10 protein-coding genes, 1 tRNA gene and 1 pseudogene are annotated in these 15024 nt (G+C 72.9%); 7 read left to right on the forward strand and 5 right to left on the reverse strand.

The features are described 5' to 3' along the window. Window positions 1-71 precede the first annotated feature (71 nt). The 4 genes and pseudogenes from ACFC2L_RS13175 to ACFC2L_RS13190 form a co-directional block, all read right to left on the reverse strand. Window positions 72-964, reverse strand: a pseudogene (locus tag ACFC2L_RS13175) (IS5 family transposase). A 518-nt stretch (window positions 965-1482) separates the two neighbouring features. Beyond that, window positions 1483-1559: transfer RNA gene (locus ACFC2L_RS13180), tRNA-Val, on the reverse strand. A 122-nt stretch (window positions 1560-1681) separates the two neighbouring features. Then, window positions 1682-2179 (reverse strand): peroxiredoxin, encoded by a 498-nt coding sequence (locus ACFC2L_RS13185; RefSeq protein WP_375824760.1) that lies wholly within the window; start codon window positions 2177-2179, stop codon window positions 1682-1684. Then, window positions 2163-2576: a DUF3052 domain-containing protein gene (locus ACFC2L_RS13190; protein WP_237843083.1), complete on the reverse strand. Its 414-nt coding sequence runs from the start codon at window positions 2574-2576 to the stop codon at window positions 2163-2165. The genes ACFC2L_RS13185 and ACFC2L_RS13190 overlap by 17 nt, the downstream gene beginning before the upstream one ends. Window positions 2577-3020: 444 nt before the next feature. On the opposite strand from ACFC2L_RS13190, the gene aceE reads away from it, so the two are divergent. Further along, complete coding sequence (aceE, locus tag ACFC2L_RS13195; protein WP_375824761.1) at window positions 3021-5783, forward strand: pyruvate dehydrogenase (acetyl-transferring), homodimeric type; 2763 nt, start codon at window positions 3021-3023, stop codon at window positions 5781-5783. Window positions 5784-5907: 124 nt separating this feature from the next. Here aceE and ACFC2L_RS13200 read toward each other — a convergent pair whose 3' ends face one another. After that, entirely contained in the window at window positions 5908-6594 is a 687-nt protein-coding gene (locus ACFC2L_RS13200) for a hypothetical protein (RefSeq protein WP_375824762.1), read from the reverse strand. 132 nt (window positions 6595-6726) lie between these two features. Between ACFC2L_RS13200 and ACFC2L_RS13205 the strand changes: the two genes are divergently transcribed. The 6 genes from ACFC2L_RS13205 to ACFC2L_RS13230 all read left to right on the forward strand — a co-directional run bounded on the left by ACFC2L_RS13205 (window position 6727) and on the right by ACFC2L_RS13230 (window position 15016). Further along, complete coding sequence (locus ACFC2L_RS13205; RefSeq protein ID WP_374059044.1) at window positions 6727-7926, forward strand: PucR family transcriptional regulator; 1200 nt, start codon at window positions 6727-6729, stop codon at window positions 7924-7926. Window positions 7927-8059: 133 nt separating this feature from the next. After that, window positions 8060-9049, forward strand: a complete 990-nt coding sequence (locus ACFC2L_RS13210; protein ID WP_375824763.1) for an ACP S-malonyltransferase — start codon at window positions 8060-8062, stop codon at window positions 9047-9049. Further along, entirely contained in the window at window positions 9046-10053 is a 1008-nt protein-coding gene (locus ACFC2L_RS13215; RefSeq protein WP_375824764.1) for a beta-ketoacyl-ACP synthase III, read from the forward strand. The genes ACFC2L_RS13210 and ACFC2L_RS13215 overlap by 4 nt, the downstream gene beginning before the upstream one ends. A 164-nt stretch (window positions 10054-10217) precedes the next feature. Continuing rightward, the gene (locus ACFC2L_RS13220; RefSeq protein WP_021482065.1) at window positions 10218-10466 is read left to right on the forward strand and encodes an acyl carrier protein; all 249 of its coding nucleotides are present in this window, start codon (window positions 10218-10220) and stop codon (window positions 10464-10466) included. A 96-nt stretch (window positions 10467-10562) separates the two neighbouring features. Continuing rightward, window positions 10563-11807: a beta-ketoacyl-[acyl-carrier-protein] synthase family protein gene (locus tag ACFC2L_RS13225; RefSeq protein ID WP_375824765.1), complete on the forward strand. Its 1245-nt coding sequence runs from the start codon at window positions 10563-10565 to the stop codon at window positions 11805-11807. A gap of 386 nt (window positions 11808-12193) precedes the next feature. Then, window positions 12194-15016, forward strand: a complete 2823-nt coding sequence (locus ACFC2L_RS13230) for a choice-of-anchor G family protein (protein ID WP_375824766.1) — start codon at window positions 12194-12196, stop codon at window positions 15014-15016. The last annotated feature ends 8 nt before the right edge of the window (window positions 15017-15024 follow it).

Raw genomic sequence — 15024 nt, forward strand, 5'->3', positions numbered from 1 at the left:
TTCGGCTGATCTGCAGGTGTCACAGTACACAGATCAGCCCAAACGGGCGGCGGATCGCGGTGCGAGCCGACCTAGGCCGTGTCCGGTGAATCGCGGAGCCAGAGGATGATCGCGGCGATGGTGAGTTCGGAGCGGTAGTAGGCGGCGCGTTTGGTGTAGCGGGTGGCCAGCGCGCGGAACTGCTTGAGTCGGTTGAAGCAGCGCTCGACGACGTTGCGGCCTTTGTAGATCTCGGTGTCGAACGCGGGCGGGCGCCCGCCTCGGCTGCCCCGACGTAGCCGGTGGCCGGCGTGGTCGGCCTTCTCGGGACTGGTGAACGCGATGGCCCGGGCGCGCATCGCTCGTCGGGTCGATGGGCTGGAGTACGCCCTGTCGGCGAGCACCCGGTCCGGACGCTTGCGCGGGCGCCCCGGCCCGTCGCGCTTCACGGCGACCTGGTCGAGCAATGGCACCAGCTGCGGGTTGTCACCGGCCTGGCCGGGCGTGAGGATCACGCTCATAGGTAGGCCGCGCCCGTCCGTGGCGAGGTGGATCTTGGACGTCAGTCCGCCGCGCGAGCGGCCGAGTGCCTCGCCCTCGAGGGCGAGGTCGTTGACCCACCCTGTCTGACAGCCCCCTTTTTGCGGGCTCCCGCCGCGTGGTGGTGGGCCCGCACGTGCGTGGAGTCGACCGAGAACACCCACTCGACCTTCCCGACCGCGTCGTCCTTGACCTGCACGTGGTCCAAGATCTTGTCCCAGGTACCGTCCGCGGTCCACAACCGCAACCGCTCGTGCGCCGTCTTCCATGGGCCGTACTTGGCCGGCACGTCCCGCCACGGCGCCCCGGTGCGCAGCCGCCACAAGATCGCGTTGATCACCTGCCGGTGATCACGCCACCGCCCACCACGCCCGGTCGCGACCGGCAGCAGCGGCTCGATCCGCGCCCACGCCGTGTCAGTCAGCTCACCACGCCCTACACCCACAACCCGGACATTACCGGACACATGCAAAGAACATTCGCAGGACAGGCCCTAGGTCTGATGGAGGCGCTGGTCCCTTGATCTCGAACTTGGCCCTTGATACCTGGTGGGCAAGCCAGGCACCGTTCGCGAGCTCAGTGTGCGCGACTTCCCCGAGGCAGTCGAAGAGGCATTCAGGGCTGTCCAGTGGATCCAGCCGAGGGTTCCCCGACGCCCTTGACGGCCTTCCCTGGGCCGGATGGTCGATTCAGAGGACCTGCGGTCGGCGTGCTGGTTCGACCCGAACAGGGGATCGTGCTTCGAGACGACGCCAGGATCGGCGCCGTCTCCGCGATCTGCGCGAACTCGGTTTCGGTGCGGATCCGACCAGGACAGACCAAACGGTCAGCGATCGCTCCATCAGGTGTGCGATGGATGTCGCAAGCTATGCCAGCGCTGTAGAGCCCGCGAAGGTCCTTCTCGGTCGTGAGGTCGATGAAGCCGGTTAGCGAACGTCCAGATAGGTAACGCAAGACGCCTGGTGGTGGGCCCGGAGGGACTCGAACCCCCGACATCCACGGTGTAAGCGTGGCGCTCTAACCAGCTGAGCTACAGGCCCCGGAACAGCGGAGCACAGCCTACCGGGTGCGCACCCCGCCACCGGCCACGCCGTGTCGTGACGGCCCGCGCGAGGACCGCCGTGGGCCACTCCGCCGTGCTCGTCGACGCGGTGCGCCCGCGTCAGAGCTGTTCGAGCGCCCGTCGGTAGCCGTCGAGGTCGCGGCGCTGCCCGCGCGGGTTGACGACGGACCAGCGCACGATCCCGTCGGCGTCGAGCAGGAACGAGCCGCGCAGGGCGAGGCCGTTCTCCTCATCGAGCACGCCGTAGGCCCGGGCGACGTCGCCGTGGGGCCAGAAGTCGGAGAGGAGGTCGAACTCGAAGCCCTCCTGGGCCGCCCACGCCTTCTGCGTGAACACCGAGTCGCAGGAGATGCCCAGCAGGGTCACGCCGGCGGCCTCGAAGTCCTCGAGGTTGTCCCGCAGCTCGCAGAGCTCGCCCGTGCAGATGCCGGAGAACGCGAACGGGTAGAACACGAGGAGCACCGGCCCGCCGCGCAGGTCGGCGAGGTGGACGGGCGTGCCGTGCGTGTCGGGCAGCGTGAAGTCGGGCGCCGGGTCTCCCGGCGCGGGCGGCACGGCCCGCAGGGCCGTCGCGCCCCCGTCAGCGACCGCGGCCACGGGTCCCGAGCTTCGTCGCGGACCAGTCGGGCGCGATGGCGAACGTGCTCGTCGCGTGCAGCCCGGCCGTGGTCGCGGCCTCCTGGATGTCGTTGTGGCCCACGTGCCCGGACCGGCCCGGCTTGGGCGTGAGCACCCAGATGAGGCCGCCGTCGTCGAGCACGGTCTGGACGTCCACGAGCAGGTCGGTGAGGTCGCCGTCGTCCTCGCGGAACCAGACGATCACGCCGTCGGTGACGTCGTCGTAGTCCTCGTCGACGAGCTCGCCGCCGACGAGCTGCTCGAGCTCACCGCGCAGGTCGTCGTCGACGTCCTCCGACCAGCCGAACTCCTGCACCACGTTGCCGGGCGCGAACCCCAGGCGGTCCGCCCCGAGGGGTCCTGCGGTGTCGGTCACTGTCGTGTCGTTCCTTTCCTCGTCCTGTGCGTCCGTGCGGCGGGCCGTCCGACGCGCGGGCGGACGCCCGCGCGCACGACGACCTGCCGTGTCTGGCAAAGGTAGCCCACCGGAGGATCCGTTGCTTGGCAAGGTGCCTCCCACGGACACCCGGTCCGGCACGTGGTGCCCGGACCGTCGTCGGGCCGTCGTCGGGCACCGCGCCCGCACGACGCCGGGACACCTCCCCTCCGGGCCGTGTCGCCGAAATCACGCCCTCTTGACCACCCGATGGTGTGACTTACGCGCGCGTTGTGAACACAATGGGTAGACCACCCTGGTCTCGTGAAGAGGCGCGGTCGCCACCAGCGGCCGCGGCCGCGCGCCCGGAGTGGCCCCGAGACGGGTGTCGGCCGTGTACCGCGCGGCCGTGCGCCCGGCATCCGACGAGATATGAGGTTGCTGGTGGCTTCGTACGACGAGACCGGACCGCTGATCAACGGTCTGCTCAGCCAGGTTCCGGACTTCGACCCCGCCGAGACCGGCGAGTGGGTCGAGGCCCTCGACGGCCTGATCGACGACCGCGGGGGCCCTCGCGCCCGCTACGTCCTGCTGAACCTGCTCAAGAGGGCCCGGGAGCGCAACGTCGCCGTCCCGACCTCCTTCACCACTCCGTACGTGAACACGATCGGTGTGCACGAGGAGCCCTACTTCCCCGGCGACGAGGCGCTCGAGCGCCGCTACCGCTCGTGGATCCGCTGGAATGCGGCCGTCATGGTGACGCGCGCGCAGCGGCCCGGCATCGGCGTCGGCGGCCACATCTCCTCCTACGCGTCGGTGGCGACGCTGTACGAGGTGGGCCTCAACCACTTCTTCCGCGGCAAGGACCACCCCGGCGGCGGCGACCAGGTCTACTTCCAGGGCCACGCCTCCCCCGGCGTGTACGCGCGCGCGTTCCTCGAGGGCCGCCTCTCGGCGGACCAGCTCGACGGGTTCCGCCAGGAGAAGTCGCACGCGGGCGGCGGCCTGCCGTCGTACCCGCACCCCCGCCTCATGCCGGACTTCTGGGAGTACCCCACCGTCTCCATGGGCCTCGGCCCGGCGAGCGCGATCTACCAGGCGTGGACGGACAAGTACCTGCACAACCGCGGGATCCGCGACACGGACCAGCAGGACGTGTGGGCGTTCCTCGGCGACGGCGAGATGGACGAGCCCGAGTCGCGCGGCATGCTCCAGCTCGCGGCGCAGCAGCAGCTCGACAACCTGACGTTCGTCGTGAACTGCAACCTGCAGCGCCTCGACGGCCCGGTGCGCGGCAACGGCAAGATCATCCAGGAGCTCGAGGCGCAGTTCCGCGGCGCGGGCTGGAACGTCATCAAGGTCATCTGGGGCCGCGAGTGGGACGTCCTGCTCAACGCGGACAAGGACCGCGCCCTGGTGAACCTCATGAACGCCACGCCCGACGGCGACTACCAGACGTACCGTGCGGAGTCCGGCGCGTTCATCCGCGAGCACTTCTTCGGCCGCGACCCGCGGACCAAGCAGCTCGTCCAGAACATGACCGACGACGACATCTGGAACCTCAAGCGCGGCGGCCACGACTACCGCAAGATCTACGCGGCGTACGCGGCGGCTCGCGCCCACACGGGCCAGCCGACGGTCATCCTCGCGCACACGGTCAAGGGCTACGCGCTCGGCCCGACGTTCGCCGGCCGCAACTCGACGCACCAGATGAAGAAGGTCGGCCTGGCCGACCTCAAGTCGCTGCGCGACTCGCTGCGCATCCCGATCACGGACGCCGAGCTGGACGCGAACCCGTACGAGCCCCCGTACTACCACCCGGGCCCGGACGCGCCGGAGATCCAGTACCTCCTGGGCCGTCGTCAGCAGCTCGGCGGGTTCGTCCCGGAGCGCCGCTCGTCGCCCAAGCCGGTCACGCTGCCGGGCGACAAGGCGTACGAGGTCCTCAAGCGGGGCTCGGGCCAGCAGGAGATCGCCTCCACGATGGCCTTCGTCCGGCTCCTCAAGGACCTCATCAAGGACAAGGAGTTCGGCAAGCGCATCGTGCCGATCATCCCGGACGAGGCTCGCACGTTCGGCCTGGACTCGATCTTCCCGTCGGCGAAGATCTTCAACACCCAGGGCCAGCACTACCTCGCCGTGGACCGCGAGCTCATGCTCAGCTACAAGGAGTCCGAGGCCGGGCAGATCATGCACACCGGCATCAACGAGGCCGGTTCCGCGGCCGCGTTCCAGTCGGTCGGCACGTCCTACGCCACGCAGGGCGAGGTCATGGTGCCGTTCTACATCTTCTACTCGATGTTCGGCTTCCAGCGCACCGGCGACCAGTTCTGGGCGGCGGGCGACCAGCTCACGCGCGGGTTCATCATCGGCGCGACCGCGGGCCGCACGACGCTCACGGGCGAGGGCCTGCAGCACGCCGACGGCCACTCGCCGATCCTCGCGGGCACGAACACGGCCATGGTCCAGTACGACCCGGCCTACGGGTACGAGATCCGCCACATCGTGCGCGACGGCATCGAGCGCATGTACGGCCCCGGCGAGCACGGGGTCGGCGCGGACGGGCGCGACCAGAACGTCATGTACTACCTGACGGTGTACAACGAGCCGATGGTCCAGCCGGCCGAGCCGGAGGACGTGGACGTCGAGGGCATCCTCAAGGGCATCCACCGCATCTCCGTCGGCGAGGGCGACGGGCCGCGTGCCCAACTCCTCGCCTCGGGCGTGGGCGTGCCGTGGGCGCTGGAGGCGCAGCAGCTCCTCCACGACGACTGGGGCGTGGCGGCCGACGTGTGGAGCGTGACGAGCTGGAACGAGCTGCGCCGCGACGGCCTCGCTGCCGACCAGGCCGCGTTCCTCGACCCGGGCGCCGAGCCGCGCGTCGCGTACGTCACGGCCAAGCTGTCCGGCGCCGAGGGCCCGTTCGTCGCGACGAGCGACTACGACCACCTCGTGCCCGACCAGATCCGCAAGTGGGTCCCGGGCGACTACGAGGTGCTCGGGGCCGACGGCTTCGGGTTCTCGGACACCCGCGCGGCGGCCCGCCGGCACTTCAAGATCGACGGCCCGTCCGTCGTCGTGCGCACGCTGCAGGCGCTCGCCAAGCAGGGCAAGATCCCTGCGGACGCGTCCGCCCAGGCGATCGAGAAGTACCGCCTGATGGACGTCACCGCCGGCACGTCCGGCAACGCGGGCGGCGAGTCCTGACGCTCCCCGCCCGGTAGCACGACGACGGCCGGTCACCCCGCGGGGTGGCCGGCCGTCGTCGTACGGGCAGGCGGGTGGCCCGACGGCGGGCGGCGGTCCCGCCTCGTCCCGCCCGGGCGGGTGGTCAGGTCCCGGCGCGGTGCTGCTCGGCCTGCGCGACGGTGCGCTCGAGGTCCGCGCGCAGGGACGCCACGCCCTGAGGGTCGCCGTACTCGACCAGCGACTCCAGGTGGTGCCGTGCCTCGAGGGGACGGTCGGCCTCGATCGCGGCGAGGACGAGCTGGCGCCCGACCTCGGGCTCGTGCTCGCGCGCGCGCCAGTGCCCGACGCCCAGGCCCAGCGCCTCGACGGGCAGACCCGCGGTGCGCAGCACCTCCATCGACTGCGCGAGCGCGCGGCCGGACGGGTCGCGCTCGGCGGCGGTCGCGAACCGGCGCAGCGCGGCCTCCTGGTCGTCGTCGAGGGACAGCCGCCCGAGCTCGACGAGCGGGTACCACCCCTTGGGGTGCCCGGCGAGCTCCTCCGCGAGCGCCCAGACCGCGAGGTCGGCGGCGCGCTGCTTCTCCGTCTCGTCCGCGGGGGCGGCGAGCGGGTCGTCCGTGGCCGGCCCCTCGGCGGCGCGGCGCCGGACCAGCTCGGCGAGCGCCCGGAACGCGCGCTCGTCGTTGGGGTCGTCGACGAGCATGGCCCGCAGGGCGTCCTCGTGGACCGTGTCCCCGCGCTTCTCCCCGGACCGTGGGCGGCGCGTGCCGACGGTCGACGCGGACGTCGGCCGACGCATGAGCTGTCGGAGTCGGGGCATGAGGGCCATGTCCCGACCCTAGCGGGTCGTCCGGACGCTCACCCAGCGGCCCGGGTCGGACGCCGTCGGGCTCGGTGCGGGCCTCGGTGCGGGCGCGGCCCTTTGTGGACTGTCCACAAGCCCGGACCGTATGCTCGGCGCGTGACGGCCACCCCCAGGACGCCCGCGAGCGCGTCCGCCCCGAGCGGCCCGACGGGCAACGCGGACAACCTCCAGCGCCTGCGCGACGGGAGCGGCCTGCTCATGTCCGCGGCCCTGCGCCGCCTGGACGACGAGATCCCGTGGTACCGCGAGCTGCCCGCCGAGGACCGCTCGTACGTCGGGCTCGTGGCGCAGTCCGGCATCACCGCGTTCGTCACCTGGTACGCGGACCCGCTGGCCCCGCCGCACGGCGTGAGCGACATCTTCGCGGCGGCGCCGCCGGAGCTGACACGCTCGATCTCGCTGCAGAACACGCTCCAGCTGGTCCGCATCGTCGTCGAGGTCGTGGAGGCGTACTCCGACCAGCTCGCCGCCCCCGGGGGCGAGCGCGACCTGCGCGAGGCGGTCCTGCGCTACTCGCGCGAGGTCGCGTTCTCCGCGGCCGAGGTCTACGCGCGCGCCGCCGAGGTGCGGGGCGCGTGGGACGCGCGCCTCGAGGCCCTCGTCGTCGACGCGCTGATCCGCGGCGACGGGGACGACTCGCTGCGCTCGCGGGTCTCGGCGCTCGGCTGGGGCGGCCACGGCCCGACCCTGGTCATGGCGGGGACGATCGCCTCGACGCTCGACGAGGTGCGCACGGCCGAGCTGCGCCGCGCGACGCGCCGCGCGGCGGGCGACGCGCTCGTGGGCATCCACGGCGACCGCCTCGTCCTCGTGCTCGGCGGGGAGGGCGACCTGCAGGCCGCGGCCGCGTCGCTCCTGCCGCGGTTCGGCCCCGGCCCGGTCGTCATCGGCCCGACGGTCCCCGGCCTGGAGGAGGCGGCGCGCTCGGCCCAGGCCGCGCTCGCGGGCCTGCGCGCCGCGCCGGCGTGGCCCCAGGCGCCGCGACCGGTCCTCGCCGACGACCTGCTCCCGGAGCGGGTGCTCACGGGCGACACGACGGCGCGCCGCACGCTCGTCGCGCAGGCGTACCGGCCGCTCGCGGAGGCGACGGGGTCGGTGCTGGAGACGTTGTCGGCCTACCTGGGCACGGGTCGGTCGCTCGAGGCGGCCGCCCGCTCGCTGTACGTGCACCCCAACACGGTGCGCTACCGCCTGCGCAAGGTCTCCGAGATCACCGGGTGGGACCCGCTCGACGCGCGCGAGTCGTTCGTGCTGCAGGTCGCGCTCGCGCTCGGGCAGCTCTCCACCACGCGCTGAGCCCGGCCGGGCGCCGGGTCGCCCGCAGGACGCGGCTGTCCGGACCGCCTTGTAGGTTCGGCACAATCACCCTCCGCAAGGTTGGTGCGGGTCGTGACGTGGCGCGAGAGCCGCGGGTTGGCACAGTTGACGGGTGCTCGCCGTCTTGTGCCCTGGACAGGGCTCCCAGTCCCCCGGAATGCTCGCCCCCTGGCTCGAGCTGCCCGGCGTCGCCGACCAGGTCGCCACGTTCGGCGAGGCCGCGAGCCTCGACCTGCGCGCGCACGGGACGGAGTCCGACGCCGACACGATCCGTGACACCGCGGTCGCCCAGCCGCTCATCGTCGCGTCGTCGCTCGTCGCCCTGCGGGTGATCCTCGACGGCCGGGACACCGCGGACGTCGTCGACGTCACCGCGGGCCACTCGGTCGGCGAGCTCGCCGCCGCCGCGGTCGCGGGTGCGCTGACCGACGTCGGCGCGGTCGGGCTCGTCGCGCACCGTGCGCGCGCCATGGCCGCGGCCGCCGCCGCGACGCCCACGGGCATGAGCGCGGTCGTCGGGGGCGACGCCGAGGAGGTCCTCGCCGCGATCGAGGCCGCGCACCTGTGGCCGGCGAACGTCAACGGCGGCGGCCAGGTCGTCGCCGCCGGGGCGCTCGACCACCTCGCCGCGCTCGCGGAGAACCCGCCCGCCAAGGCGCGCGTCATCCCGCTCCAGGTCGCCGGGGCGTTCCACACGCCGTTCATGCAGCCCGCGCTCGAGGAGTTCGAGCCGGTCGCCGCGTCGTGGGACGTCACCGACCCGCGCCTGCCGTTCCTCTCGAACGCCGACGGTGAGTCGTACGCGACCATCGACATCGAGGGCAGCACGTCCGGCAAGGCGCGCGACGTCGTCCGGCGCCTCACCGCGCAGATCGCCGCCCCCGTGCGCTGGGACCTGTGCCAGGAGACGCTCGCCGAGCTGGGCGTGACCGCGATCCTCGAGCTCGCGCCGGGCGGCGTCCTCACGGGCCTCGCACGCCGCACGCTCAAGGGCGTCGAGTCGGTGGCCGTGAAGTCGCCCGACGACGTCGAGGCGGCCCGCGACCTGATCGCCCGCCACTCCGTCGTGGGTGGCGCCCCCGCCCCGGGCGACGACGCGTGAGCGGCGTGACGCTGCGCCAGGCCACCGGGCCGGCGTTCTCGCGGATCCTCGCGATCGGGGGCGTCCGCGGCGAGAACGTCGTCACGAACGACGACATCGCCGGGCCGATCGACTCGTCCGACGAGTGGATCCGCCAGCGCACGGGGATCGTGACGCGCCGTCGCGCCGGGGCCGACGTCGACGTGCTCGACCTGTCCGAGGCGGCGGCGCGCGACGCGCTCGCCCGCGCGGGCCTGCAGGGCGCCGACATCGACGCCGTCATCGTCTCGACGGTCACGTACTTCCACCAGACGCCCGCGGCCGCCGCCGTGCTCGCCGAGCGCCTGGGCGCCACGCCCGCCGCCGCGTTCGACGTCTCCGCCGCGTGCGCCGGGTACGCGTACGCCATCGCGCAGGCCGACGCGCTCGTGCGCGCCGGCACCGCGACGCACGTGCTCGTCGTGGGCGCCGAGAAGATGAGCGACTTCATCGACCCGACGGACCGCTCGATCTCGTTCCTCCTGGGCGACGGCGCGGGCGCCGCGATCGTCGGCCCGTCGGACACCCCGGGCATCGGCCCCACGGTGTGGGGGTCCGACGGTGGCAAGGCCCAGGCGATCCGCCAGACCCACGCCTGGTCGGACCTGCGCGAGGACCCCTCGCTCGGGTGGCCCACGCTGCGCCAGGACGGGCAGAGCGTGTTCAAGTGGGCCGCGTTCCAGATGGCGCCCGTCGCGGCCAAGGCCATGGCGGAGGCCGGGGTCGCCCCCGGCGACATCGGCGCCTTCGTGCCGCACCAGGCGAACATGCGCATCATCGACCAGATGATCAAGCAGCTCCAGCTCCCCGACACCGTCGCGGTCGCCCGCGACATCGCGGAGACCGGCAACACGTCGGCCGCCTCGATCCCGCTCGCGACGCGTCGTCTGCTCGACGAGGGCCAGGTCCGCTCCGGAGACCTCGCGCTCCAGATCGGGTTCGGCGCCGGGCTCGTCTACGCGGCGCAGGTGGTCGTCCTGCCGTAGGGGAGAATCACCCTGGACGGACGGCCGCCCTCCCCCGCGGGAGGACCCACGCCGTCGGCGGACCCGTCCGTCGCACGCACCGTCTATCGCTGTACCGCCCGGGACACCCACCCGGGCACCGCCACCGGGACCGGTCGCCGCCGGCCCCACGACAAGGAGAAACCATGGCTTACACCGAGCAGGAAGTCCTCGCCGGCCTCGCGGAGATCGTCGCCGAGGAGACGGGTCTGCCGACCGACGCCGTCGCGCTCGAGAAGTCCTTCACCGACGACCTCGACATCGACTCGCTGTCGATGATGACGATCGTCACGCACGCCGAGGACAAGTTCGGGGTCCGCATCCCGGACGACGAGGTCAAGAACCTCACGACGGTCGGCGACGCCGTGTCCTTCATCACGGGCGCCCAGGCCTGAGCACGCCCCGCCTGCCCCGCAGGCCTGCGGGCGGGTCGGCGTCACCCGCGCCGACCCGCTCGTCCTCCCGCCCCAGAACCCCACCCGAGGAGCACCATGTCCGCCGCTACTGAAGTCGTCGTCACCGGCCTCGGCGCCACCACGCCGCTCGGCGGCGACGTGCCCTCGACCTGGGCCGCGGCGCTCGCCGGCGAGTCCGGCGCCCGCACCCTCGACAACGACTGGGCGGAGCGCTACGAGATCCCGGTGACGTTCGCCGCGACCCTCAAGGTGGACCCCGCCGAGGTCCTGGCGCGGCCCGAGATCAAGCGCATGGACCCCTCCACGCAGTACGCCATCATCGCCGCGCGCGAGGCGTGGGCCGACGCGGGCAGCCCCGAGGTCGACGGCGACCGGCTCGGCACGGTCGTGTCGTCCGGGATCGGCGGCATCTGGACCACGCTGGACGGCTGGGACACGCTGCGCGAGCGCGGCGCCCGCCGCATGCTCCCGATGACCGTGCCGATGCTCATGCCCAACTCCCCCACCGCCTACGTGTCGCTCGAGCTCGGTGCCCGCGCGGGCGCCCACGCGCTCGTCTCGGCCTGCGCGTCCGGGGCCGAGGCGATCGGCTACGGCGTCGACATGATCCGCGCCGGCCGCGCCGACGTCGTCGTCGCGGGCGGCACCGAGGCCACGATCCACCCCATGCCGATCGCGGCCTTCGCCGCCTCGCGCACGCTCTCGCTGCGCAACGACGACCCGCAGGGCGCGTCGCGCCCCTACGACGTCGACCGCGACGGCTTCGTCATCGGCGAGGGCTCGGGCGTCGTCGTCCTCGAGAGCGCCGAGCACGCCGCCGCGCGCGGCGCCCGCGTGTACGCGCGGCTCGCCGGCGTCGGCCTGTCGTCCGACGCCTACCACATCACCTCTCCCGACCCGGACGGGCGCGGTCAGGTCGCCGCGATGCGCCGCGCGATCGAGGAGGCCGGGGTGACCGGCCGCGACGTCGTGCACGTCAACGCGCACGCGACCTCGACCAAGGTGGGCGACCTCACCGAGACCCGGTCGATCCGCTCCCTCCTCGGCTCCGACACGGACCACGTGCTGCTGTCGGCGACCAAGTCGATGACGGGCCACCTCCTCGGTGGCGCGGGGGCGCTGGAGTCGATCTTCACGATCAAGGCGGTCGCCGAGCGCCTCGCTCCCCCGACGATCAACGTCGCGAACCCCGACCCCGAGCTCCAGGTGCCGCTCGTGCGCGACACCCCGGCTCCGTTGCCGTCGGGCGACATCGTCGCGGTGAACAACTCGTTCGGGTTCGGCGGCCACAACGTCGCGCTCGCGGTCGCGAGCGTCTGACCGACTCTCCACGGGCCCCGGCGCGAGGGCCTCAACAGCCGTCGCACCGGGGCTCGCGTGCGTCCAGTGCCAGCGGTCTGGATGCCGGGTTCTCGGCCCCTGAGATGGACGTCCGTCCAGTTCGTTGCGTTTTCACCCATCCGGTTTGTCCGGACAAGACCGTCCAAAGCCGGACGCAGATCCCCGGGCGACCGCACCGCCCGGGGATTCACCCCGCTCCTCTCGTCACCCGCCGAGCGCGCCCGCGTCCCATCGCCGACCCTGTGGGCGTGATGTGGCGTCTGCCGCATCACGACCTCGAGGCAGGCGAGCTGACCCGAACGGCGAGACACCTCTCCACCCAGGCACCACCTCCCCTCTGGAGGCGAGCGACGGCGCTCGCCGCGGTGGGAGGTGTCGTCGGCGCCCTGACCTTCGCGGGAGGGATCGCCGCGACGGCCGCCCCCACCGACGACTCGGAGGCCAGCGGGCAGTTCCTCAGCGGCAGCGTCGCCGGGTTCGACCTCGCGACGATCGCTGCCCTCGACGGGGCCGTGGCCGAGAACCCCTCCGGGGCGCACCCCGTCGTCACGAACCCCCTGGCCGCCTCGGTCTTCCAGTCGCTCGGGATCGACCTGACGGGCACCCTCCAGCTGTTGGGCCCCAACGGGATCCTGCAGCTCGGCGCGGTCAACCAGTACGGCGAGGCGAATGACGACGGCTCGGCCCGCGCCGCGTCCGGCGCCGTCTCCGACCAGGGCGCGATCTCCGTCGGCGGCAGCGAGGAGTTCCCGTCCGACGCGCAGCTCAACCTCACGCAGCTCCTCGGCCCCGGCTTCGAGTCGGTCGTCGCAGACCTCGACCTGTCGCTCGGCGCGCTGTCCGCGACGGCGGAGGCGACCGGCGGCACGGCACCGACCGGCGACTACCAGATCGCCGGTGCGACCCTCACGCTCGACAGCCCCGCCGTCTCGGGCATCGCCACGACGGTCGACGACGAGGTCGTCCCGCTCGTGGACGGCGCCGTCGGACAGCTCGTCGGGACCGACGGGCTGCTCGCCCAGGCGCTGAACGGGATCGGAGCGCTCGCCCAGGTTCTGACCGTCCTCGGCGGGGACCTCGAACCCACGGTCGCGATCGACGTCGACCTCGACGGCGCCCTGGCGCCCGTGCTCGACCAGGACTTCGGCGACGAAGGCGTCGTGATCAACGTCGGCGACGGGACCGTCACGGTCGACCTCGACACGATCCTCGGTGGCACCGGGTCGCTGAACGGGTTCGACCCCAACACCGAGGTCCTCGACGACGCCGCGATCAACGCGATCCTCGACGGGCTCGGCGCGGCCCTCGACGACCTCACGACCGCGCTCGTCGGCGCGGTCGACACGGCCCTGCACGCCGCGAGCCTGACGCTGTCGGTCGAGGCCGTCGTCGACAACCCGATCCCCCTCGCGCCCGACCTGCTGAACCTCGACATCAACCTCGACACGACCGTCGGAGACGTGGTCGACGGCACCGTGGCCCCCGGCGACGCGACCATCACCATCGCGCTCTCCGGCCTGCCGGTCACGCTCCCGCTGGGCGACCTCGTCAGTGCGCTGGCCGTTCCGCTCAACACCGTGCTGTTCGCCGACGGGACCGGACTGGTGAGCACGCTCGCCGGGACGATCACGTCGGAGGTCACCGGTCCCGTGCTCACCGCGCTCTCGCCGGTGTTCGAGATCCTCACGGAGGTCGTGAGCCTCGTCGTCAACGTCCAGGAGCCCGAGCCGTCCGTCGCGGACGCGACGTTCACGCAGCGCGCACTGACCCTGTCGCTCCTCGAGGTCGGCACAGGGACGGGCCTCGCCGAGCTCCACCTCGCCTCGGCGACCGTCCGTGGTTCGACGGTCGCAGCGATCACGCCTGCGGTCACCGTCGACCCGTCGACCGTGCCCGCGGGCACCCCGACGACCGTCACCGGCACCGGCTACACGCCGGACTCCACCGTGACCGTCGAGGTCCGGGACACGGCCGGCACCGTCGTCGCCACCCTGAGCGACGTCCCGACCGACGGCGACGGCGGCTTCACGACGCCCATCACCGTCCCGGCGGACGCCACCCCGGGTGAGTACGCCGTCGTCGGCATCGACGACACGACCTCGACCGAGGCCGAGACGCCCCTGACGGTGGAGGCAGCCGCGATCGAGCCGACGATCACCGTCGACCCGACCACCGCCAACCCCGGTGACGACGTCACCGTCGACGGCACGGGCTACACCCCCGACGCCACGGTCACAGTCGAGATCCGCGACGGCTCCGGCGCGGTGGTCACCAGCCTGGGCGACGTCCCGACCGACGGCGACGGGAGCTTCACCACCCCGATCACCGTCCCTGAGGACACCACCCCCGGCGACTACACCGTCGTCGGCATCGACGACACCACCTCGACCGAGGCGGAGACCCCGCTCGGCGTCGGTGGCGTCGGGGTGTCCGAGCCGACCGTCACGGTCGACCCGACCACGGCGAACCCCGGCGACGAGGTCACCGTGACGGGTGAGGGCTGGCCGCCGAGCACGACCGTCACCGTCGACCTGCTCGACGAGGACGGCGACGTCGTCGCGACGGTCGACGTGGAGACCGACGACACGGGGAGCTTCACCACCCCGATCACCGTCCCCGAGGACGCGACGCCGGGCGACAACACCGTGCACGCGTCCGACGAGACCGGGAACGAGGCGGAGACGCCGCTCACGGTCGTCGCGGCCGGTGACCGCGCCCTGGTCTCGTCGTTCGCCACGCCTCGCGTGCTGCGCGGCGCGGAGCAGACGTTCGTCGCGTCCGGCTTCCAGCCGGGCGAGTCGGTCCAGGCGGTCATCAACTCGGAGCCGCTGATCCTGCCGGTGGCGACCGCCGACGCGAGCGGCCAGGTCAGCTGGACGTTCGTCGTCCCGGCCGACTTCGAGGTCGGCCCGCACACGGGCACGGCGACGAGCGTCACCGTCGGCGACTCCACGGTCGCGTCGTTCGAGGTCTACCTCACGGCCTCGGGCGGCGACGGACCGGGCGGCTCCGGTCCCGGCTCGGGCTCGGGCTCGGGCTCGAACAACGCCGGCAACGGCACCGGGTCGGACTACCTCGCCCGGACCGGCACCGACGACCTGGCGCTGGTCCTGGTCGCCGCGCTCCTGCTGGTGACCACCGGCGCCGTCGTGCGCGTGCGCGCGCACCGCGCGCGCCGGGCGAGCTAGGCGCACCA

Source organism: Cellulosimicrobium sp. NPDC055967, assembly GCF_042269845.1.
Lineage (GTDB): Bacteria > Actinomycetota > Actinomycetes > Actinomycetales > Cellulomonadaceae > Cellulosimicrobium.